The sequence below is a fragment of the Flammeovirga sp. AWQ4_249 genome, from assembly GCF_056161045.1.
The window spans coordinates 73,081-96,582 of the sequence record NZ_JBSWYJ010000020.1 but is presented as its reverse complement, the minus strand read 5'-3'; the positions used below and the strand labels follow the sequence as shown (position 1 = coordinate 96,582).

Here is a 23,502-nt window from a genome sequence, read left to right as displayed (position 1 = left end):
TTCTTTAAGTACAAAGAGCGATAGTTAAAATTTAGTTTTACAAAGTAACCGTTCACAGTAAAACATGGCACGTATTGCAGGTGTTGACATCCCAAATAACAAGAGAGGTGTAATTGCATTAACTTACATCTTCGGAATTGGTAGATCGTCAGCGGCAGATATCCTTGCTGAAGCAGGAGTAGGCGAGGATAAAAAAGTTCAAGATTGGACAGACGAAGAATCACAAAAGATTCGTGAACTTATTACAGAAGGTCACAAAATCGAAGGTGAGTTAAAGTCAGAAATTCAATTAAACATCAAACGTTTAATGGATATCGGATGTTACAGAGGTCTTCGTCACAGAAGAGGTTTGCCAGTTCGTGGTCAACATACCAAGAACAACTCACGTACTCGTAAGGGTAAGCGTAAGACAGTTGCAAACAAGAAGAAATAATTTAGTTTTTAGCGTTTAGCTGAACAATAAGAATTATGGCTCAAAGAAGAAAAAACGAAAAAGCGAAGAAAAGAGTAGTTAATGTTACTCAGGAGGGAGAAGTACATATCAAGGCTTCTTTTAACAACATTATCATCTCTTTCACCAACAAGGAAGGACAAGTGATTTCTTGGTCTTCAGCTGGTAAAATGGGCTTCAGAGGCTCAAAGAAAAACACTCCTTACGCTGCACAACAAGCGTCATCTGATGCTGCTAAAGTAGCATATGACTTAGGTATGCGTAAAGCAGAGGTTTTTGTTAAAGGTCCAGGATCAGGTCGTGAAGCGGCTATCCGTACCGTGCAAAACTCAGGTATCGAAGTAACTATCATCAAAGATGTTACTCCTCTACCTCATAACGGTTGTCGTCCTCCAAAACGTAGAAGAGTCTAATTTGACCTTCTCAACTTGTTGAGATTACAACTAAGAGTGTGTTAACCATTAAAACGGTCTGTCGTCTTAAGCCACGGCAGAGATCATTGACACCTCCTGAATTAAAATTATTATAGACACTCCTAAAATTCTAGAGAAAAATGGCTAGATATACAGGGCCTACGTCGAAGATTGCTAGAAAGTTTAATGATCCAATCTTCGGGGCATGCAAGGAACTTAAGAAAAAGGCGTATCCTCCAGGACAGCATGGTAAAAACAGACGTCGTAAGCAGTCTGAATATGCTATCCAGCTTGCTGCAAAGCAAAAAGCTAAATACACTTACGGTGTATTAGAACGTCAGTTCCGTAACGTATTCGAAAAAGCTGCCAATAAATCAGGCATCACAGGTACTAACTTACTTCAATTATTAGAAGCAAGATTAGACAACACAGTATACCGTTTAGGTTTCGCTCCTACTCGTCGTGCTGCTCGTCAATTAGTATCACACAAACACATTACTGTGAACGGTAAAGTAGTGAATATTCCTTCATATACTTTGAAGTTTGGTGACGTGATTGGTGTTCGTGCTAAGTCACAAACAAACAAAGTGATTAAGGAAGCAACTTCTGGTAAGCAACGTACTGCTTATTCTTGGTTAGAGTATAATGCTGAGAATATGACAGGTAGATTCGTTCAGTTCCCAGAACGTGATGAAATTCCTGAACAAATTCAAGAGCAACTTATCGTCGAGTTGTACTCTAAGTAATATAGATCTTTGGAAAAAGCTTCTAAGAAGATTATATTTAATTTTCTTAGGAGCTTTTCGTATGAGTTCTTATTAAATTTATTAAAACCACGACTTTTATATGTCAATTCTTGCTTTCCAAAAACCTGATAAGGTGGTAATGGAACAGGCTGATGATTTCAAAGGCCTTTTTGAGTTCAAACCACTAGAAAGAGGTTACGGTTTAACAATAGGTAACGCGCTTAGACGTATATTACTTTCATCACTAGAAGGGTATGCTATTGTAGGAATTAAGTTTCCAAATGTTCTTCACGAGTATTCTACAATCGATGGTGTTGTGGAGGACGTAACTGAGATTATCTTGAATCTTAAAAAAGTTAGATTCAAAGCTGTTAGTGAAAATCCTTCACAAAAAATCAGTGTAAATCTTAGTGGCAAAAGCGAATTTAAGGCTGGAGATATTGCTCAGTTCACTGAGGAATATGAAATCTTAAATCCAGATTTTGTAATCTGTAACCTAGATGAAAGTGTAAACTTACAAGTAGAATTTACCATTCATAATGGTAGAGGTTACTTATCTGCAGATGACCAAACTGAGAGCGAAGCTGACGATATCATTGGTTTTATTCCAATTGATGCTATTTTTACTCCAATCAAAAATGTTCAGTATAGAGTAGAAGACCTTAGAGTTGATGACCGTACTGATTTTGAAAAACTGATTATAGAAGTAGAATCTGATGGATCTATTCATCCAGAAGAAGCAATCAAAGGAGCTGCAAACATCTTAATCCAACATTTCATGTTATTCTCAGACAAAAACATGATTATGGATGATCCTACAGATGGTAGTGCAGTTGAAATAGATGATGAATATTTAAGAATGCGTAAGCTACTTAAAACATCACTTTCTGACCTTGAGTTATCAGTTCGTGCATATAACTGTTTAAAGGCTGCCGATGTGAAAACATTAGGTGATTTAGCCTCTTTAGAAATTTCTGATATGATGAAGTTTAGAAATTTTGGTAAGAAGTCTCTTACTGAACTTGAAACTTTAATGTCTGACAGAAATTTATCATTTGGAATGGATGTTTCTAAGTACCGTTTGGACGAGGATTAATCTATCTGAATAGATATTTGTTCCTTGGACACGGCAAATATTGAAATCACCGGTAAAAATTAAGCTACGGCTTTCTTGATACTTATTAGTCCACATATTATTAAATAATTTGATAGAGTTCCTAATACGGCTTTATCATTAAAAAAGGTGAAAAATGAGACACGGTAAAAAATTCAACCACTTAGGTAGACAAAAGAAGCATAGAGAATTAATGCTTGCAAACATGGCTTGTTCTTTAATCGAGCATAAGCGTGTTTTCACTACAGTTGCTAAAGCAAAAGCACTTCGTACTTACGTTGAGCCATTAGTAACTAAGTCTAAAAATGATACAATGCACTCTCGTCGTGTAGTTTTCTCTTACTTGAGAGATAAAGAAGCAACTACTGAGTTGTTTACTACAGTTCGTGATGCTGTTATCAATCGTCCAGGTGGTTATACTCGTATCATCAAAACTGGTCGTCGTTTAGGTGACGGTGCTGAAATGGCAATGATCGAGTTTGTAGACTTCAACGAAATCTACAACGTGAAAGAGACGAAAACTAAAACTCGTCGTTCAAGAAAGAAGTCAACAGCTAGTGCAGAGCCAACTGCAGAAGCTGAAAACAATAACGAATCAGCAGAATAATTCTGATGAATAGTTATTAATATAAATAGGGGAAATAGTTTTAAAAACTATTTCCCTTTTTTTGGGTCTAAAAATGAAACAATATTTTTATTCCTATTTTTTATTAAATTTGCACAATCTAAGTTCAATAAGACTATAATATCAATGGAGAAAAAGACTGCGATACTAATGCTTCAAGATGGCACAACTTACAAAGGAACTGCTATCGGTGCAATTGGTACCACAACCGGAGAAATTTGTTTTAATACAAGTATGACTGGATATCAAGAAATTTATACAGATCCTTCATACTATGGACAAATCATTGTAAATACTGTATCTCATATTGGAAATTATGGTACAGTACAAACTGAAAATGAATCGTCTAAGCCACAGATTAATGGTCTTGTTGTAAAAAGTTTCTCAAGCGTATTCTCAAGAAGTACTGCCGAGGGTTCTTTACAAGATTATTTGGAAGCTGCAAATTTAGTAGGGATTGCAGATATTGATACCCGCGAACTTGTAAAGCACATTCGTACTCAGGGTGCAATGAATGCAATCATTACCTCAGAAACAGAAGATTTAAAAGAAATCAAGAAGCTTTTAAAAGCTACTCCAAATATGGATGGACTTGAATTATCTTCTAAAGTATGTACAAAAGAACCTTACTTTGTAGGAGACCCACATGCTTCTGTAAAAGTTGCAGTATTAGATTTAGGTGTTAAAAAATCTATTCTAACAAACTTTACAGAAAGAGGAATGCTTTGTAAAGTATTCCCATCTGATACTACTTTTGAACAAATGAAGCAGTGGAAACCTGATGGCTATTTCTTATCAAATGGACCTGGAGATCCAGGTGCAATGGATGCTGTTGTTGAAACAGCAAAAGCAATTTTAGAAGCAGACAAACCACTATTTGGAATTTGTTTAGGACACCAAATCATTTCTAGAGCAGTAGGTTTAGATACTTATAAGATGCACCACGGACATAGAGGAGCAAACCACCCTGTGAAAAATTTAGTTTCAGGAAGATCTGAAATTACTTCACAAAACCATGGTTTTGCAGTGAAGATGGATAGCGTGGAAAATAGTGATATTGTTGAGTTAACACATAAAAACCTTAACGATGAAACTGTTGAAGGTATAAAAGTGAATGGCAAAAAAGCTTTTTCTGTTCAATATCACCCTGAAGCATCACCAGGACCAAATGATTCAAGGTATTTATTTACTAGATTCTTAGAGTTAATTCAAGATAATTAATACTAAGTAGATCATATTTTAAAAGCCCAATTAGTTTTTCTAATTGGGCTTCTTTATTTTTATGAAAAAGATATAATTACTTTTTATAGGTCAAACAAACTTTCTCATAAGCCTATTTTATCAATCATACTCCTTTTTTGAAATGACTTTTTTATTAGATATAACCAAATTAATAATTCGATTATTTTATACCATATTATTTACTTTTATGGTGACAACTACTCATGCTCAATTAGGACCACTTAGTACTGGAGAAGTTTATAAGTTAAAAGTTGAAGAGTCTGGTATATATAAAATCGATGAGGCATTATTAAGTTCATTAGGAGTTGATATTTCATCAATCGATCAGAATAATATAGCTGTATTTGGATTTGGATTAGGAATGTTACCTCAAGAAAATTCAATATCAAGACCTGAAACTTTGATTGAAGTACCTTTAAAATATGTAGGCAGTGATAATAATAATTTAAATTCATCTGACTATTTTTTATTTTTTGCTGAAGGTGCAGATAAAATTACCTATAATTCTTCTCGTGACTTTTTTGATTATGAGCTTAATTTATATGATGTATCAAATTATTATTACTTAAGAATTAATGGAGGAGAAAGAACAAAAAATATTAATCAAGAAACATCAAGACCTGCTAATAAAGTAACAATAAATAATTTAATTCAAGTTTATCATCATGAATTAGAACAAGTGACAGCACTTACAGAACCATCAGGAAGGTTCTGGTTTGGAGAAAACTTTACTAATAATACTTCAATGGAAGTGAATATTACAGTTAATTCATCATCATCATTTAAGTTGAAAGCAGGAGTGATGGCTAAATCTAGAGAATTAAGTAATTTTACTTTATCTATACCTAATCATGTGATAGGAGAGTTGTCAGTGCCTGGTGCCCGAGACTTTAATAACTATAGATATGGTAGACAAGGATATATGGAGTTTGAATATTTTGATAAATTAGACTATGAAAGTAATAGTATTCCAATTAATATAACTTTTAGTAAACCACAATCTGATTCAGAAGGCTTTTTAGATTATCTAACATTAAATACTTTTACATCATTAAGTCAGGATAAAACAAACCTAGTTTACTACCAAAAAATAGAACCTCAGAGTGATGGTGTTACAGTTCCAACATCACAAGACTTCGATTACGTATGGGACATTACAAATACTCATGATGTAAAAGACGCATTAATTTCTTCTTCTGAAATTACTATTAATAAAACAGAAAATTATTTTTCAATAATTTGTTTTGATATAGAAGATGTAAATACTCCAGAAATAATAGGTGAGATTGAAAACCAAGATTTGCGAAATATAAATGTTCCAGATTTATTGATAATTACTAGTTCTGAATATTTAAATCAAGCTCAAAGGTTAGCCAACCATAGAGAATCATTTAATAACATAGATGTAGAAGTTGTTGATATAAATCATGTATACAATGAATTTTCTTCTGGTAGACAGGATATAACAGCAATTCGAGATTTTGCAAGATCATTATATCTTGAAAACACTGAAAAGTTTAAGTATTTATTACTTTTTGGTCAAGGATCTTATGATTATAAAGGTATCCGATATCAAGGACAAAGTCAGATTCCAATTTATGAATCAAGAGATGTTTTACATCGGGTAAGGTCTTTTTCTTCAGATGACTATTTTGGTTTTTTTGATGAAGATGAAGGTTTTTGGGGAGAAAATATTGATGGAAGAGTTGATAATGATGATTTAGAAATAGGAATAGGTAGACTCCCAGCAAGGAATGTTGATAATGCAACAATTTTAGTGGACAAATTAATCGCATACGATACAAATTCAGTTAACAATTCAGGATGGAAGAAGAATGTATTGTTTGTTGCCGATGATGGGGATGGAAATACACATCAAAGAGATGCAAATAGTTTAGCATTATATGTAGAGGAGACTTATCCTGATTTTAATTCTCAACGAGTTTATATTGATAATCAGCCAAAAGTTTCAACACCATCTGGAGCAAAGTCACCTCAGATTAATGAAGAGTTAGTGAATTGGGTAGATAATGAAGGAGTCCTTATTGTTAATTATAGTGGACATGGTTCAATTACAAATTGGGCTGAAGAAGGAATCTTAAATGCTGATATGGTTGAAAACTTTACCAATAATGATCAATTATCTCTATTTTTTACGGCAACTTGTGAATTTGGAAGATATGATAACCCTAATATTTTATCAAGTGCAGAACGATTACTTTTTAATGAAAGTGGTGGAAGCATGAGTTTATTAACGACAACACGTCCAGTTTATGCTTCAAGTAACTTTAAAATCAATAAAGCATTTTATGAATCCATCTTTCTTAAAGATGATAATGATAATTATATTACTCTGGGTGAAAGTTTTAGACTTACAAAAAATAATAGTTTATCAGGGGTTAATAATAGAAATTTTGCCTTATTAGGAGATCCATCATTACATTTAAATATTCCACAAAGAGAAGTAGCAATAACTGCAATTAATGATATTGATATTTCAAATATTGATACTTTGAAAGCACTAGATCATGTGCACTTAAATGGTCAAATTGAAATAAATAATCAATTAGATAATACTTTTAATGGGGAAGTATATTTAACGCTTTATGAAAAACAAACAGAATCTGAAACTAGAGGTAATGATGGTCCAGAGACAGTTTTTAATTATTTAGAAAGAAAATATCAACTTTATAGAGGGGTGTCGTCTGTAGTAAATGGTGAATTTGAAATGAATTTTACAATTCCTAAAGATATAAGATATGCTTATGACGATGCAAAGTTTAGTTTTTATGCTAAGAGTGAAATAAATGAAGATGGTATTGGTAGTAATAAAAATATAATTTTAGGAGGAACTTCTGATTCACCAATGATTGACAATACACCTCCAGAAATAGAATTAGATATTTATTCAGAAAAAGAAAATATTGTTTATCCGGATACCTATGTAACAGCAACTATATCAGATGAAAGTGGAATTAATTTATCTGGAATAGGAGCGGGACATGATGTATTATTAATGTTGAATAGTGGAGATTCTACATGGATAGTCAATGACTATTTAAGCCCAATAATAGATGATAATTCAAGTTACACTTTTACATTTCCATTAAATGATCTACCAGAGGGAGAAAATACTCTTACATTAGAAGCTTGGGATATTTCAAATAATCGTTCCTCTACAACTATTTCATTTTTTGTAAGCGAAGTGTCTGATATTGAAATTACTAATTATATAGCTTTTCCAAATCCAATAATCAATGATTTTGACATTAGATTCACACATAATTTATTAGGACAAAATTTAGATATTAAATCAAATATTATAGCCATGAATGGCAATATTGTTGCTACTAATGACTTTGAAGTAATTAATTCCGAATCAGAAATTTTAATAAGCTATGAAGGTTTAAGAAGTAATTATCAAATGATAAGTGGAGTTTATATTGTACAATTAATAATTAATTGTCCTGCTTTAGGAATTAAAACTTATCAAACAAGTAGGATAGTACTTAAATAAACAAACAGCTTTAATAATTTTTTTAATAAATCTTTAGTATCTTTAAGAGTTGTTAAAATTCGTATGCCTATAATCTAACTTTTACACATTCATACCTTTAAGAACTAAGGTTATTTTTTTTAGACTTGAGAAAAGTACATTAGATAATTATGATTAATAAAAATTTTAAATACCTACTCATTATACTGACAGTCTTTAGTGTAATTGATTCATACGGTCAATCTCAAATAGTTGGACAAGATAAAAATTCAAATCCTATTATTACCGCAGTGCCGTTTTTAACAATTGCTCCAGAAGCAAGAGGTGCATCAATGGGTGATATGGGTGCAGCAACATCACCAGATGTAAATTCAGCACATTGGAACCCTTCTAAATATGCTTTTATTGAAGAGGATTTTGGAGGTTCTTTATCTTACAATCCTTGGCTACAAAAAATTGTAGGAGATATGTCGCTTAGTTATCTATCAGGTTACTATCGTTTGAATGATAGACAAACTGTTGGCCTAAGTATGAAATATTTTGATTTAGGTAGTATTGACTTTACAGATGGAACAGGAAATATTACTCAAAACTTTAATCCTCGAGAATATTCTTTTGATGGTCATTTTGCAATGAAACTATCAAAAAGATATAGTATGGCTGTTTCAGCAAGATATATTTATTCAAACTTAGCTGGATCAATTAATACAGGTGCACAAGATAGTAAGCCTGGAAGTGCATTTGCGGCAGATATTTCTGGTTATTGGGTAAACCCTGATGTAAAATTAGGTACTTATGATGCAGAGTTTGCTTGGGGGTGGAATATATCGAATATTGGTACTAAGATGAACTATTCTAATGAGTCACAAGAAGACTTTTTACCAACAAACCTTCGATTAGGAGCTACTTTGACAACTGAATTAGATCCATATAATAAAATTACTTTTGGTGTAGATGTAAACAAATTATTAGTACCTACACCAGATTCTACATATGATTACAAATCTGTAGGTGTTCTTGAAGGTATGTGGTATGGGTTAACTAAAGCTCCTGGAGGATTTAGTGAGAAAATGCAAGAATTCATGTGGAGTGTTGGTGCAGAATATTGGTATAATGATTTATTCGCTGCACGTGTTGGTTATTTTTACGAAAACCCTAATAAAGGAGACAGACAGTATTTACAAATGGGTCTTGGTATAAGATATCAAGTAGTAAGTCTAGATTTCTCTTACTTACTAGCATTTGAAAGAAATAATCCATTAGAAGATACATTAAGATTTACACTTGCATTCAACTTTGGAAATTCTAAGGGAGGTAAGAGTAAAGCAAAAGGCAAAGGTAAAGGAAGTAACAATAATAGTTCTGATACGCTTAATGCTGATGATATTTAATAGTTTTTATTCAAATTGAATTATGATATAAAACTATAGTCTATTAAATTAAAGTGAGGTAATTATTTAATTGCCTCACTTTTTTATTTTATCAAAAATTATAATGAGTAGTATAGATAGAACTATTGCACCATCTTCTTATGCAATTGAAGACTTTTCTTTGCCTAAGCCACAGAAATTTACGTTAGAAAATCGCTGTGAAGTTTATAGTATTCCTAATAATGCCCAACCTATTATTCATTTTTCTTTATCTATTAAAGGAGGTAAACTTTTAGAGAAAGAACAAGGAGCTGCAGCATTAACAGCTAAGCTTGTGGGTGAAGGAATACAAGGTATGGACAGTAAGGCTTTACATCATAAATTAGAATCATTAGGAGCAATTGTTTCTACAACTAGTGATATCGATTCATTCACTATTAGTGGACACTGTTTAAAAAGATATTTTGGTGAAGTTATATTATTGGTGAAAAAGTATCTAACGATCTCTACTTTTGATAATGATGACTTTCAACACATTCTAAAAGTAATGCTTCAACAGCAACAGGTAAATGAAGAAAAAACATCGTATTTATCGACAAAATTGTTTAGAGAAAACTTTTATGGAAATCAACATCCTTATGGTAAATCTCTTTCAGTAGAGGCATTAAAGAACTTTAAGCTAGAAGAAGTTGTTAACTATTATGAAAATAATGTAGTTGGTCTTCCTTTTACGTTGTTTATAACAGGAGATGTAACTGAAATAGAAATAAATGAGATTAAAGAAAACCTAGGTACTTTAAAGGTGAAAGAAAGTGCTTTTTTTGTTTACCCTGAATTTGTTAGTAAAATAAGTTCACCTAATTTATATATCTATCAAGAAAAAGATGATGCAGTTCAGACAAGTATTCGTATTGGCTGCCCAACTTTTAAGTTACCTAATCAAGATTTAGAAGCTTTTACTATTCTAAATGAAGTACTTGGTGGATATTTTGGATCAAGGTTAATGAAAAATGTAAGAGAAGAAAAGGGTTTAACCTATGGAATTCACTCTTCTTTTAGAAATGAAATTAACCAAGGTTATTTTATTATAAGTACAGACTTAAAGAAAGAATCAAAGGATTTAGCATTAACTGAAATATATAAAGAGATAAATATTTTAACAGAAGAAGAAATTGGAATTGATGAATTGGAGACGGTTAAAAACTATATGACTGGAAATTTTGTAATGTCGATCAACTCAAATTTATCGTTGCTAGAAGTAACAAAATCTCTATTCAAAAAGAACCTTTCTTTTGACTACTATGACGATTATGTTAGTAGAATTCAAAAGATATCTTCTGAAGAAATAAAAAATGTGGCAAAAAAATACTTCAAACAAGAAATGTTAGAAGTATGTGTAGGATAAAACAAGGAGCAGTAGTAAGCTTTAATAGCTTACTACATTCCCATTGTTGAAATGAAGCTTGAAAGTTTTGTTGTTCAGTAATGTTAATGACTAAGTCATTAAATAACGATGTTAGTATTTTAGTGTAAAAAGTTTGAGTGCAAAATTCGTTTAGTTTTTCTTTAAGTTGAAAGTTTGTCAATGCACTCTTTAAAAAGTCGTAATGTTTGCTTAGTTATCCATTAAAGTGGATCAAAAAAACTAATAAAATTAAAATTTCTTACTTTGTTTTTTTGTTGATGCAATAGTATTAAAATCATGTATTTTAAGCAATGTTTGTTAACAAAAAAGTTTGATAATATTAAATAATTTATATATTTTATTTAATTAATGATAGAATAATCTGTTAAATCATAAAATGTAAAAAAAAATCAAATAATAAGTAATAAATATTTAATAATTCAAAAAAGTTGAAAAATTAATAAAATATTACATGATTATGTACATGTCTTATTTTTAAATAATTATTAATTAAATCATTCTCTCAAAAACTATTAGCGTATGTAATAGAAAATCTATACGCTTAACTTATTCTCGAAAATGGCATCATTTGATAACTTAGATATGGCTACCCTAGCTGGTAGTTCAAGCTCAAATTTTAAAAAATTAGAAGCTCAATATACTATTGAAGATGAATTCAAAAAGAAATTCAATAAAGCAAGACTTATAAGTAAATTATGTTCACCAGTAGAATCAATAAATCAAAATTGGTTATACAAAAAGATTGATAAAATGAAAATGGATAAAGATCCCGTTTTCGTTTTAGGACACTGGAGAAGTGGTACTACACACCTTCATAATTTATTAAGTAAAGATCCACAGTTTGGTTTTGTCAATACATTTCAAAGTGTATTTCCTAATGCTTTAATGTTTGGTAGAAATATTTTTATTCCTTTAATGAAGATGTTTATGCCAAAAGAGCGGCCTGCTGATGGTCTAAAATTAGATCCATCTTTTCCTCAGGAAGAAGAATTTGCTTTAGGTAATATTCATGACATGTGTTATTACTATTTCTGGTATTTCCCTCAGGATACAATACGAATATTTGATAAATTTCTGTTAGGTAAAGGAATGTCAGAGGCAGATAAACAAAAGTGGAGAGATACATACGAAAGATTTGCAAAGTTAGCTTTATGGCAAACGAAAGGTAAAAGATTTCTATCGAAAAACCCTCCGCATACAGCAAGAGTTGATGAACTTTTGAAGATTTATCCAAATGCTAAGTTTATTTATATATATAGAAACCCTTATGAAGTATATGGATCAACTTTTAGGTTTTTTAAAGGTGTATTACCAAGTCAGCAATTCCAAAAGATTTCTGACGATGAGTTGAGTGAAAATATCTTGAAAGTATTTACAAAAATGTTCGATAAATACGAGCAAGATAAAAGTTTAATTCCTTCTGAAAACCTAGTTGAAATTAAATACGAGGAGTTCTCAAAGGATAATTTAGGTTACCTTGATTCGATTTATAAACAATTGAATTTGGGTGATTTTAATAAAGTAAAGGATATTATGCAGAACTATTTAGATAGTTTAGGATCACATAAAAAACATAAATATAATTTCCCTCAGGAAACTATTGATAAAGTAAATTCAAATTGGAATTATGCTTTTGATAAATGGAATTATGAGATGTTATAAAAAAATGGAGTAGATTAAAGTCTACTCCATTTTTTGTTTGATCAAATATTAATTAGTTTCCTTGAGCATCTTGTTGTTCTTGTGGAGTTATCCATCCTCCACCTAATGCTTTGTATAACTTTATATATGATGATAAAATATCACTTTGAACTTTTACTAAATTAAGTTCAGCTTCAAAAGCTTGTCGTTGCTGTTCAAGATATTCAAGATAACTTGTTACACCTTTATCATATCTTTGTTTAGATAAATACTCTGCATTAACAGCTGCAGTGACATGTTTTTGTCTGGCAACCATTTCTTCTTGATAATACTGAACAGAAGCTAATGCATCTTCAACTTCTTTAAAAGCTTTAATGGCAGATCTCTCATATTCCTGTATAGATGCTTCTAGCTTAGCTTTTTCAGCTTCAACTCTTCTTTTATTTTGTCCCCATTGGAATAAGGGGCCGACTAAGCCTGCACCAATATTCCAAGCTCCTGTAGCAGTATTTGTAGTACTTAAAGCTTGAGACGCAACACCTCCAACACCAGTGATGCTAATTGTAGGAAATCTATTTGCAATGGCAGCACCAACTTGAGCATTTTGACTTTTTACATCTTGTTCTGCTCTTAAGATATCAGGTCTTCGTTTAAGTAAATCTGCCGGAATACCAGCAGGGATAACAGGAGGTTTCATTTGGTTTTGTAATGCCATTCCTGTAATGATAGACTTTGGGTTTTCGCCCAATAAAATGGCAAGACGGTTTTCAGAAAGAGCTATTCCTCTTTTATAAACGGGTATTGCACTTTCAGCAATAGCTTGCTGTATTTGTGCTTGATTAAGATCAATTTCAGGAATCGTACCTTGTCTATACCTTGCTTCCATTATAATCATAGAGCTATCTCTTGATGCTAGGGTTTCTTCAGCAACTTTCAAACTAGCTTTATTTTCTAATAATTGAACATAAGCACTTGTTACATTTGCAATAAGAGAGATTTGTGTAGCTCTTAGTCCATAAACAGTGCCTAAATAGTTTGCCTGAGCAGCTTCAGATAAGCTTCTATTTTTTCCCCATAAATCAAGTTCCCAATTGAGAGATGCTCCACCAAAATAGTTTCCTGCAGCATCATCAAATGTAATTACTCCATAGTTTCCATAAGTGTAAGAACCTTCATACCCAAATTGAGGTCTGGTATTTACCTTTTGAATTCTATATAGTTTTTCAGCTTCAATAATTCTTTGTAAAGCTACTTTTACATCTTGATTATTTTGAAGTGCAACTAAAATTAAGCTGTCTAGAACATTGTCATTAATTAGAGTCCACCAGCCTATTGTATCATCTTCACTAGATATCAAACTATCATTCCCAAATCTATATTCTAGTGGTACATCAACATCAGGTTTTTGGTAATTTTCTCCAAGCTTACAGCCCCAAAGTAAGGTAAAAGTAAGTCCAAGAAGAATGGCTAATTTATTTTTATAAAATAATGTATTTCTCATAATTATACTTCACCATTTTGTTGAACTTCAGCATCTCTTTTTTCTTCGTACTTGGCTAATTTTCCTACAAGTACAAATAACATTGGGTATAAGAATAACCCCAAGATAGTAGCCATTCCCATACCACCAAGTAATGCCATACCCATTACTTTTCTTGCTTCTGCACCTGATCCTGTTGCGATTACTAAAGGTAAAACACCTAAAATAAATGAGAATGCAGTCATCAGGATTGGCCTAAATCTTAATTCTGCAGATTTGATGGCAGCATCGAATAAATTGAGTCCTTCATCAAATTTTAATTTGGCGAATTCAACAATTAGAATAGCATTTTTTGCAGCCATGGCGATTAGCATTACGAGAGAAATCTGAGCAAAGACATTATTTTCATAACTTTCACTAAAGAATCTAGCAAACCATAGAAGTAAAAATGCACCAAATACAGCGAATGGAGTACCTAAAAGTATACTAAAAGGCATTGACCAACTTTCATATTGAGCGGCAAGAATTAAGAATACGAAAAGCAGGGAGAATCCAAAAATCATAAATACAGATCCTGACGCCTGTTTTTCTTGATAAGACATGCCATTCCATGCATATGTCATGTTAGCTGGTAAAACTTCGCTTGCTACTTCTTCGAGAGCATCCATTGCTTGTCCTGAACTAAAGCCCGGTGCAGGAGCTCCTGTCACTTCAACTGATCTTAAAAGATTAAATCTGTTAGTGAATTCTGGCCCACTAATTTTTTCAACATTCACTAATGTGGATAAAGGAACTTTTGCCCCACTTCTACTTTTTACATAAAATAGATCAAGTTGCTTTTCATCATGTCGATATTCAGGTTCTGCTTGAATATAAGCTCTATATAAACGTCCAAATTTATTAAAATCATTTACATAAGTACCTCCTAAGAACGCACCAATTGTAGAGTAAACATCATCGAGATTTACGTCTAATTTTAAAATTTTATCACGATTGATATCAATATATCGCTGTGGTACATTAGCTTGGAAAGTACTGAATGCCATTCCTATTTCAGGTCGAGCATTAGCAGCACGAATAAATTCATTTGAATATCTAGCTAAATATTCAGGAGTGTTACCACCTTTATCTTGAACCATAATACTAAAACCAGATCCATTACCTAGACCAGGAATTGCTGGTGGTCCAAATGAGAATACTTGTGCCTCTGCGATTTGAGTTGCAAATAAATAATTCAATTGTTGTTGTACTTCTTTAGCAGTTTTCTCTCTTTCAGCCCAATCTTTTAGAGCGATAAATGAGAAACCTGTATTTGAAGATGTACTACCAGTTAAAAGAGAGAAACCAGTTACAGTTGTTACTAAATCTACTTCTGGTATTTTAGAAACTATCTTTTCAACTTTTCTTGTAACAGCATCAGAACGTTGTAATGAAGCTGCATTTGGTAATTGAATATTGACAAATAAGTAACCTTGGTCTTCTTCAGGAATAAAACCAATTGGTACTTTTAACCCCAATAGACCTGCAGCTCCAAGAGTCAATAAGATAAAAGTAACACTCATTGCAATTTTTCGAGTTGCAATCTTTGTTACACTTAAATATGACACTGTAGAACGGTCAAATATGTTATTAAAGATATCAAAGAATTTGCCCAATGGACCTTTGACGGGTTCGGACTTTCTTAAAATAAGTCCACAAAGAGCAGGAGATAGAGTTAGTGCATTCACTGATGAAAAACATACAGAAACGGCTACTGTTATGGCGAATTGTTGGTATAATTTACCTGTGATTCCTGACATTGCGGCAACAGGAACAAATACAGCAACTAATACAAGCGTAGTAGCAATAACGGGAGCTGTAACTTCAGCCATTGCCTTATTTGTTGCATCTTTTGGTGAATATCCCTCCTCTAAGTAAACCTGTACTGCGTCAACTACAACAATGGCATCATCTACTACAATACCAATGGCGAGTACTAATCCCAATAATGAAAGTACATTAATCGTAAAACCTAATAGAGGGAAAAGCATAAAAGCAGCGACTAATGAAACCGGTATTGCCATTACAGGAACTAAAGTAGCCCTCCAATCTTGTATAAAAACATAAACTACAAGTACAACGAGTAGTAGTGCTATAATTAGTGTTTCTATGATTTCATCAATACCTGAAGTAATAGGTTTTGTTGAATCTAATGAAACTTTATAATCAATACCATTAGGAAAATCTTTTTTTAGACCTTCCATAGCTTCTACAATTTTTTCAGCAAGTTCTACCGCATTTGATCCTGGAGCTTGATATAAGGCAATTGTACCACAATCACTACCATTTAATCTTGCGGAAGAATTATATGTTTCAACACCTAATTCAATTTTAGCAACATCACTTAAACGAACTTGACTACCATCTTTATTTGTACGAACGACAATGTTTTCAAATTCAGTTACATTTTCAAGACGGTCAGGAAGACGAACTGTATATGTAAATTCAGTTCCTTTAGGAGCAGGTTCAGCTCCAAACTTACCTCCAGGAACAATCACATTTTGCTTACTTATCGCTTGTGTAATTTCTGGTATTGTTAGATTTAGTTTTGCAAGAATATCAGGTTTGACCCAAATTCTCATAGAGTAATCAGAGCTACCAAATATTTTTACACTACCCACACCTTTGATACGTGCTAAAACATCTTTTATGTTAATTAGTGCATAGTTACCCAAAAACTTCTGATCATATCTTCCGTCAGGAGAAATTAGTGTAACAAGTAATAGAATGTTAGAGAAAGTTTTTTCCGTTTTAATCCCAGTTCTTTTTACGTCTTCAGGTAATTTTGGAGAAGCTGTAGAGACTCTGTTTTGTGTAAATACGGTACTCATATCAGGATCAGTTCCAATTTCAAATGATGTTTCAATAGACATTGTTCCATCATTCGCATTGGTTGACCTCATGTAAATCATATTTTCAACCCCATTAATCTCTTGTTCTAAAGGAGTTGCGACAGATAATTCTACATTTAATGCACTAGCACCAGTATAAGTACCTGAAACTACTACAATTGGAGGGGTTAGGTTAGGATATTGTTCGATAGGGAGTCCTGTAATCGAAACACCACCTACGATCGTCATGATAATAGCAATTACCATGGCTACAATAGGTCGCCTAACAAAGAAATTCGATTTAATTTGTTCTTGACTCATTATTCTTGATCGTACTGTGATTCAAATTTTACAAGTTTTGCTTTAATTGTTTGGCCTTCGCGTACTTTTTGAAGACCTTCTAAAACTACTCTGTCTCCTTCTTTAAGTCCTGAACGTACTCTCCAATAATCTTTATATGTTCTTCCTAAATCTACTTCTTGCTCTTTAACCTTGTTATCCTTATCAACAACATAAACAAAGTTTCTACCTTGAAATTCAGAAACAGCTCTTTGAGGGACTAATATTCCATCTTTTACAACATCAATGATTGATCTTACTTTAGCAAATTGCCCAGGTCTAATTAAACCATCAGGATTTGGAAAAGTAGCTTGAACGAGTAATGCACCAGTTTCTGAATCTACATTTCTGTCAACAAAATCAATATGTCCTTTTCTACTGTAGACCGTATTATCAGAAAAGATCAGATCAAGATTGTCTTTAGGGTCTTTTTTATCCTTTTTTGTATTTCCAGCTTTTTTTTGTTCTACAGCATATCTTGCAAATTTTAAGTAGTCATTTTCATTAACAAAAAATCTCACATTTACAGAATCAATTCTAGAGACTGTATTTAGTATTACAGGATTTGGATCTTTACCAACAAATTCACCTACTTTCGCTTCTGTTTTGCCTATGATGCCACTAATAGGAGAAGAAATTTGCGTATAACCTAATTCAATTTCAGCCATTCTTAAATTTGCTCTTGCAGCAGCTACCATAGATTTGGATGCACCTTTTTCTGCTAAAGCTGCATCTAAATCAGATTTAGAAACTGCATTTTGTTCAGCTAAGGGTTGAATCCTTTCCAAATCATTTGAAGCTCTAACTAGCGTTACTTCGGCTTCTGCTAATTCTCCCTTTCTCATAGCAACTGTAGCAGCGTATTGTTGCGGGTCAACTTTATAAAGTAGTTGTCCTTTTTTTACCTTACTTCCTTCTTGAAAATATATTCCTTCAAGATAACCTTCTACACGAGATCGGATAGGAATATCTTTTGTACCATAAACTTGTCCTACAAATACTTTAGTTAGCGGTACGTCTCGAATAGTTACTTCAGTAATTGGGATTTCTAGTTGAGGCATACTTTTTTTCTGTTCAACAGATTTATTACCACAACTAATGAATAGATTTATTGAGAATACTACAAATAATACCTTAGGAATAGTATTCAAATAATTAATAGACATTATTAGAGAGATTATAGAGTTTTTAAGTATAGTAAAACTACTAAATTTTAAAATATGAATATAGGAGATATTAGGATTGCTATTGTACTTTTATGAGTTATCCCAATCAAAACTTCGTTGTACTGCTTTTTTCCAAGTCCTTCTAGCTTTATTTTTTTCTTTAGAAAGTAATTTTGTATTAAAAATTTTATCCTTCTTCCATATTTCATGAATATCATCAATGTTTTTCCAATACCCAACGGCAATTCCTGCTAAAAAAGCAGCCCCCATAGCAGTCGTTTCTAAAATTTTAGGACGAACAACGGATATATCTGAAATATCACTTTGAATTTGCATTAACAAGTTATTTGCACAAGCACCTCCATCAACTCTTAATTCTTTTGCTTCATATTTTACATCAGCTAACATTGCCTCAATGACATCTTGAGAACGATGAGTGATAGCTTCTAAAGTAGCTCTTACAATATGCCCTCTTTCAGTACCTCTTGTAATACCAATCATTGTACCTCTAGCATATTGATCCCAATAGGGTGCTCCTAATCCAGCTATGGCAGGGACGAAAGTTACTCCTCCATTGTCCTTTACTTCTTTGGCTACTTTTTCAGAATGATGTGCTTTTTTGATTATTTGTAATCCATCCCTTAGCCATTGAATAGCTGCACCAGCTGCAAATACGCTACCTTCCAATGCATAGTTGACATCTTTACCTATTTGCCATGCTATTGTTGTTAATAATTTATGTTTTGAAGTAACGGCCTTTTTACCGGTATTCATCATGATAAAACAACCTGTACCATATGTATTTTTAATCATACCTTCCTTGGTACACATTTGTCCAAATAAGGCGGCTTGTTGATCACCAGCGATACCTGCAATTGGAATTTTTGTAGCAAAAAGAGTCGTAGCGGTATGTGCATAAATTTCACTACTACTTTTCACTTCAGGAAGCATGGATTTGGGTATATTAAAAATATCAAGTAGTTCTTGGTCCCATTTTAAAGTGTGAATATTAAAAAGCATGGTTCTACTGGCATTCGTTACATCGGTTATATGTGATTTTCCTCTTGTAAATTTCCACACTAACCATGAGTCAATAGTACCAAATTTTAATTCACCTTTTTCTGCTTTTTTACGGGCTCCTTTTACATTTTCAAGTATCCAATGGATTTTGCTAGCTGAAAAATAAGCATCAATGACTAACCCAGTTTTTTTCTGAATTTTCTTTGAATATTTTTTCTTTAAAGAATCGCAGAATTTTGAAGTTCTTCTATCTTGCCACACGATAGCATTATAGATTGGTTTACTGGTTTTTGCATCCCAAACAATAGTTGTTTCTCTTTGATTTGTAATACCAATACCAGCAATATTTAGTCCTGTTAAACCTTCTTTAGCGACACATTCAGCTGCAACACCAGCTTGAGTAGACCAAATTTCGTTAGGATTATGTTCTACCCATCCAGGCTTAGGGTAAATTTGTTTAAATTCTTTTTGGGCTGTATTTATTATTTTACCTTTTCGGTCAAATAAAATAGCCCTAGAGCTTGTAGTTCCTTGATCAAGAGAGAGAATGTATTGTTTGGTTTTGCTCATAAATGATGTCATGTTAATTTTTAGAACATCATCTAAAATAGCAAAAAAATTACAGATTAATATGGAATCCCATGACTAAAGTATCGTCGGTAGGTTTATTCTGAGTAGATTGATTTGGATTCATCCAATTATTTCTTTCTTCTTCTATTATTCTTTTTTGTGTTTCAAAATCTTTTGAAGCATTGTCGATAAGAAGAGCCCTTAGATTTTTCTCTTTAAATTTTTTGTCATGCTCTCCTCCAAACTGGTCTGGTAAACCATCTGAGTAAAGGTAGAATTTGATATCTGAGGTTAGCAATATTCTATGTTTGTGATAAGTATAATTGAAAGGGGAAAGTTTATCACAAACTGATTTTTTAGTGCCTTTAATATAAATTGGGTTATTGTTTTCAATATATAATAAAGGTCTTCTTGCTCCTGAAAAATCAAGTGTATAATTTTTTAAATCAATTGTTACAACAGCCATGTCAATTCCTGCTAAATCTTCACTTTGATCGAAAATGTCTTTCATAATCTCATCCATATTAGTGAGGATTTTATCAGGAGATGTGATACCAGACTGAATGACTTGATTTAATGTTTTAATACCTAAAGTAGCCAGTAAAGCAGCAGGAACACCATGTCCAGCACAATCCATCATTGTAATAATTACTTTATGATCAATAACTGTAACATTATAAACATCTCCACTTACTTCTTGTGAGGGTTGCCATACTATAAAGTAATCATTAATAAATGCATCTATTTCATTTGGAATAGCATTTAATGATTGTTGAATTTGAGAAGCATATTTTAAACTATCTGTTAGCTCAGCGTGAATTTCTGTCATTTCTCTATTTTGAGTTCTAATTCTAGAATGTGCTTTTCTAACTTTTTTATTGATGAAATAAATATATATTCCAAAAATTGAGAGAACGACAATAATTACTGAGAAAGATAGGTTTAATTGTGTTTGATAGGTAATTGCTTTGTCTCTTAGTTCTTTTTCTTTCTGAAGTTTATCTATTTTTTGTATTTGATCTCTTTGATTAAACTTTTCATGAATAAAAGCTAAATCTTTTTTATTTGAGGCGTCAGTAAACTCTACTTCTAGATCATATAGTTTTTGTTGAAACTCAAATCCTTTTTTGTAGTTGTTGTTATTTTGATACACCTTAACAAGAAGTTTGTATAGATTTCTTTTTTCAGGTGTATAATGCTTCTTTTTTTCAAAGTAAAGTAGTGCTTTTTTGAAATATTTAAGAGCAGCAGTATTTTCATTATCAATCAATTTTGCTTCTCCTAAAATTCTATAAGCTCTATTAATACCATACTTATTTTCAATTTCTTTATTAATTTCTAAGCCTTTTTTACCAAAAGTAAAAGCATCTTTAGTTTCTTTTTTTGAGAGAAAAATATCAGCAATATTAAGATATACTTCCGCTACTCTACTTTTGATATTAAACTTGTCAAATGTAGCAAGAGCGATGTAGAATTGATCAAGTGCACTATCAAAATCATAAGTATCTTTATAAAGCGCTCCAAGATTATTAGAAACAAGAGCTAGCCCATATTCATCATTTAATTCAACTCTAATATCTTTAGATCTTGTGAAAAAACTTTGAGCAAGTTCGTATTCTTTTGTTATTAAATGAATTTGTCCAATATTATTATATGCTATTGCAAGATCTTTTTGCCTATCTAATTTACTGTTCAATTCAGCATCATTAATATAATATTGAATTGCTTTTGTATACTTTCCTAAAGCCTTATATACATTTCCTATGTTATTGTAAGCCACAGATTTACTTTCGAAATCGTTGAATTTTTCACTATGATCAATTACTTCTTGGTAAGTTTCAATAGCATTATCATATTGTTGAAGTGCATATTCATTTTTACCTACTTCAATAAGTAGAATTGAAAGAACTTCAAATTGATTTGTTTTTTTTGCCCAATAAATACTTGATTTTGCAGCTATTAAACCTTTTTTATATCGATGTGTTTTACGGTAAGATCTACTTAAATACTTGTAAGCAGTAGGTAAGTTTTGATATTCAAGATTTTGAAGTAAGTGTTTTATTAGTTTTTCAGATTCAATTATACAACTATCGTAAAGTCTGTTTTTATAAATACTAATGACTTTTTCTTGAGCAATAGGTTTCTGTTCAGAAAAAGTACTACTTATAGATGTTGTATCATAAGTTGAATTTTGTCTGTTAGACCCTAAAGTTGTAGTCAAAATTAAAAGACTAGTAAGTGTAAGTAGGAATAAGCTTTTGATAGTACAAGTGATAATTTATATTTTTTTTATAATTATATTAATATTTTTTTGTAAAAAAAAAAGATCAAAGAGTTTTCTCTCTCTGATCTTAATTTGATGTAATATCAATTATATTAAAGCTAAAAAAGGCTACTTTGAGAACCATCTGAAGGAGGAACAATACCTAAATGTTCATAAGCTTTTAATGTTACTTCTCTACCTCTAGAAGTTCGTTTAATAAACCCTTCTTGAATTAAAAATGGTTCATAAACTTCCTCGATAGTTTCAGCTTCATCCCCACAAGCTGTTGCAATTGTTGTAATTCCCACAGGGCCGCCTTTAAACTTTTCAATGATCGTAGATAAGATTCGATTATCCATTTCATCTAATCCACCTTGATCAACATTTAAAGCTCCTAAGGCCATTTTGGCAATATCCAAAGTAATGGTGCCATCACCTTTTATTTCAGCAAAATCTCTAGTTCTACGTAATAAATTATTAGAAATACGTGGAGTTCCTCTTGACCTTCTTGCAATCTCAAATGCTGCATCATCTTGGATTGGAGTTTCAAGAATACCTGATGACCTTTTTATAATAGACGTCAATAATTTTGAATCATAATATTGTAAACGTGCATTGATTCCGAATCGAGCACGAAGAGGAGCAGTCAACAATCCAGATCTAGTTGTCGCTCCAATAAGAGTAAAAGGATTTAGATCAATTTGTATTGTTCTAGCATTTGGTCCAGAATCCAACATAATATCTATTCTAAAATCTTCCATTGCTGAATATAAATATTCTTCAACTACAGGATTTAAACGATGTATTTCATCAATAAATAGAACATCATTGTCTTCTAAATTAGTTAATAACCCTGCTAAATCACTTGGTTTTTCTAAAACTGGTCCAGAAGTAATTTTTATTTCAGCATCCATTTCATTTGCAATGATATTGGATAAGGTGGTTTTACCTAAGCCAGGAGGTCCATGTAAAAGTACATGATCAAGAGGTTCACCTCTTCTCTTCGCTGCAAGAACAAAAATTTCTAAGTTTTCAACAATTTTTTGTTGACCTGTAAAATCATCAAATGAGAGAGGCCTTAATGCTTTTTCAACATCCCTTTCTGCATCTGAAAATCCTTCATTATCTCCTTTTAAATAATCTTCTCTCATATATATGAATACTTGATTCTAACTATTAATTTAAGATTTAGTTAAAACCTAGGATAAAAATCAATCAAATTGCATTAGAATTTTAATGCTAAAAGCAAAGTTACTAAAATGTTTGCTCT

The 23,502-nt window shown here is 32.0% G+C and carries 16 protein-coding genes; 10 read left to right on the top strand and 6 right to left on the bottom strand.

All coding sequences use genetic code 11. From position 1 onward, the window contains the following. Positions 1-64: 64 nt before the first annotated feature. From rpsM to ACXAHM_RS15385, 10 genes are all read left to right on the top strand, one after another. Entirely contained in the window at positions 65-433 is a 369-nt protein-coding gene (gene rpsM, locus ACXAHM_RS15430) for a 30S ribosomal protein S13 (RefSeq protein ID WP_474961357.1), read from the top strand. A 35-nt stretch (positions 434-468) separates the two neighbouring features. Continuing rightward, positions 469-864 carry a 30S ribosomal protein S11 gene (rpsK, locus tag ACXAHM_RS15425; RefSeq protein WP_044203107.1) on the top strand — a complete coding sequence of 132 codons (396 nt, stop codon included), beginning with the start codon at positions 469-471 and terminating at the stop codon, positions 862-864. Positions 865-1,004: 140 nt separating this feature from the next. Continuing rightward, a complete protein-coding gene (rpsD, locus tag ACXAHM_RS15420) occupies positions 1,005-1,610 on the top strand; it encodes a 30S ribosomal protein S4 (RefSeq protein WP_062618555.1) in 606 nt (201 codons plus the stop codon). A gap of 100 nt (positions 1,611-1,710) precedes the next feature. Then, positions 1,711-2,706, top strand: coding sequence for a DNA-directed RNA polymerase subunit alpha (locus ACXAHM_RS15415; protein ID WP_474961355.1), 996 nt, complete (start codon positions 1,711-1,713; stop codon positions 2,704-2,706). A gap of 154 nt (positions 2,707-2,860) precedes the next feature. Continuing rightward, entirely contained in the window at positions 2,861-3,331 is a 471-nt protein-coding gene (gene rplQ / locus ACXAHM_RS15410) for a 50S ribosomal protein L17 (RefSeq protein WP_474961353.1), read from the top strand. Positions 3,332-3,475: 144 nt separating this feature from the next. Further along, positions 3,476-4,570, top strand: coding sequence for a glutamine-hydrolyzing carbamoyl-phosphate synthase small subunit (gene carA / locus ACXAHM_RS15405; protein WP_474961351.1), 1,095 nt, complete (start codon positions 3,476-3,478; stop codon positions 4,568-4,570). Positions 4,571-4,712: 142 nt separating this feature from the next. After that, positions 4,713-8,108, top strand: a complete 3,396-nt coding sequence (gene porU, locus ACXAHM_RS15400; protein WP_474961348.1) for a type IX secretion system sortase PorU — start codon at positions 4,713-4,715, stop codon at positions 8,106-8,108. Between the two features lie 149 nt (positions 8,109-8,257). Then, the gene (porV, locus tag ACXAHM_RS15395; protein ID WP_474961347.1) at positions 8,258-9,478 is read left to right on the top strand and encodes a type IX secretion system outer membrane channel protein PorV; all 1,221 of its coding nucleotides are present in this window, start codon (positions 8,258-8,260) and stop codon (positions 9,476-9,478) included. 103 nt (positions 9,479-9,581) lie between these two features. After that, positions 9,582-10,862 carry a M16 family metallopeptidase gene (locus ACXAHM_RS15390; RefSeq protein WP_474961346.1) on the top strand — a complete coding sequence of 427 codons (1,281 nt, stop codon included), beginning with the start codon at positions 9,582-9,584 and terminating at the stop codon, positions 10,860-10,862. Between the two features lie 579 nt (positions 10,863-11,441). After that, on the top strand, positions 11,442-12,545 hold the full coding sequence (locus ACXAHM_RS15385; protein ID WP_474961345.1) for a sulfotransferase family protein: 1,104 nt from the start codon (positions 11,442-11,444) through the stop codon (positions 12,543-12,545). A gap of 52 nt (positions 12,546-12,597) precedes the next feature. Here ACXAHM_RS15385 and ACXAHM_RS15380 read toward each other — a convergent pair whose 3' ends face one another. From ACXAHM_RS15380 to ruvB, 6 genes are all read right to left on the bottom strand, one after another. Next, on the bottom strand, positions 12,598-14,025 hold the full coding sequence (locus ACXAHM_RS15380) for an efflux transporter outer membrane subunit (RefSeq protein WP_474961344.1): 1,428 nt from the start codon (positions 14,023-14,025) through the stop codon (positions 12,598-12,600). Between the two features lie 2 nt (positions 14,026-14,027). Next, positions 14,028-17,195 carry an efflux RND transporter permease subunit gene (locus ACXAHM_RS15375; protein WP_474961343.1) on the bottom strand — a complete coding sequence of 1,056 codons (3,168 nt, stop codon included), beginning with the start codon at positions 17,193-17,195 and terminating at the stop codon, positions 14,028-14,030. Continuing rightward, positions 17,195-18,379 (bottom strand): efflux RND transporter periplasmic adaptor subunit, encoded by a 1,185-nt coding sequence (locus ACXAHM_RS15370; RefSeq protein WP_474961342.1) that lies wholly within the window; start codon positions 18,377-18,379, stop codon positions 17,195-17,197. Before ACXAHM_RS15370 ends, ACXAHM_RS15375 begins: the two co-directional genes overlap by 1 nt. A gap of 90 nt (positions 18,380-18,469) precedes the next feature. Next, positions 18,470-19,969, bottom strand: a complete 1,500-nt coding sequence (gene glpK, locus ACXAHM_RS15365; RefSeq protein WP_474961341.1) for a glycerol kinase GlpK — start codon at positions 19,967-19,969, stop codon at positions 18,470-18,472. 49 nt (positions 19,970-20,018) lie between these two features. Beyond that, entirely contained in the window at positions 20,019-22,190 is a 2,172-nt protein-coding gene (locus ACXAHM_RS15360) for a tetratricopeptide repeat protein (protein ID WP_474961340.1), read from the bottom strand. 161 nt (positions 22,191-22,351) lie between these two features. Further along, complete coding sequence (gene ruvB, locus ACXAHM_RS15355; protein WP_474961339.1) at positions 22,352-23,383, bottom strand: Holliday junction branch migration DNA helicase RuvB; 1,032 nt, start codon at positions 23,381-23,383, stop codon at positions 22,352-22,354. Between the last annotated feature and the right edge of the window lie 119 nt (positions 23,384-23,502).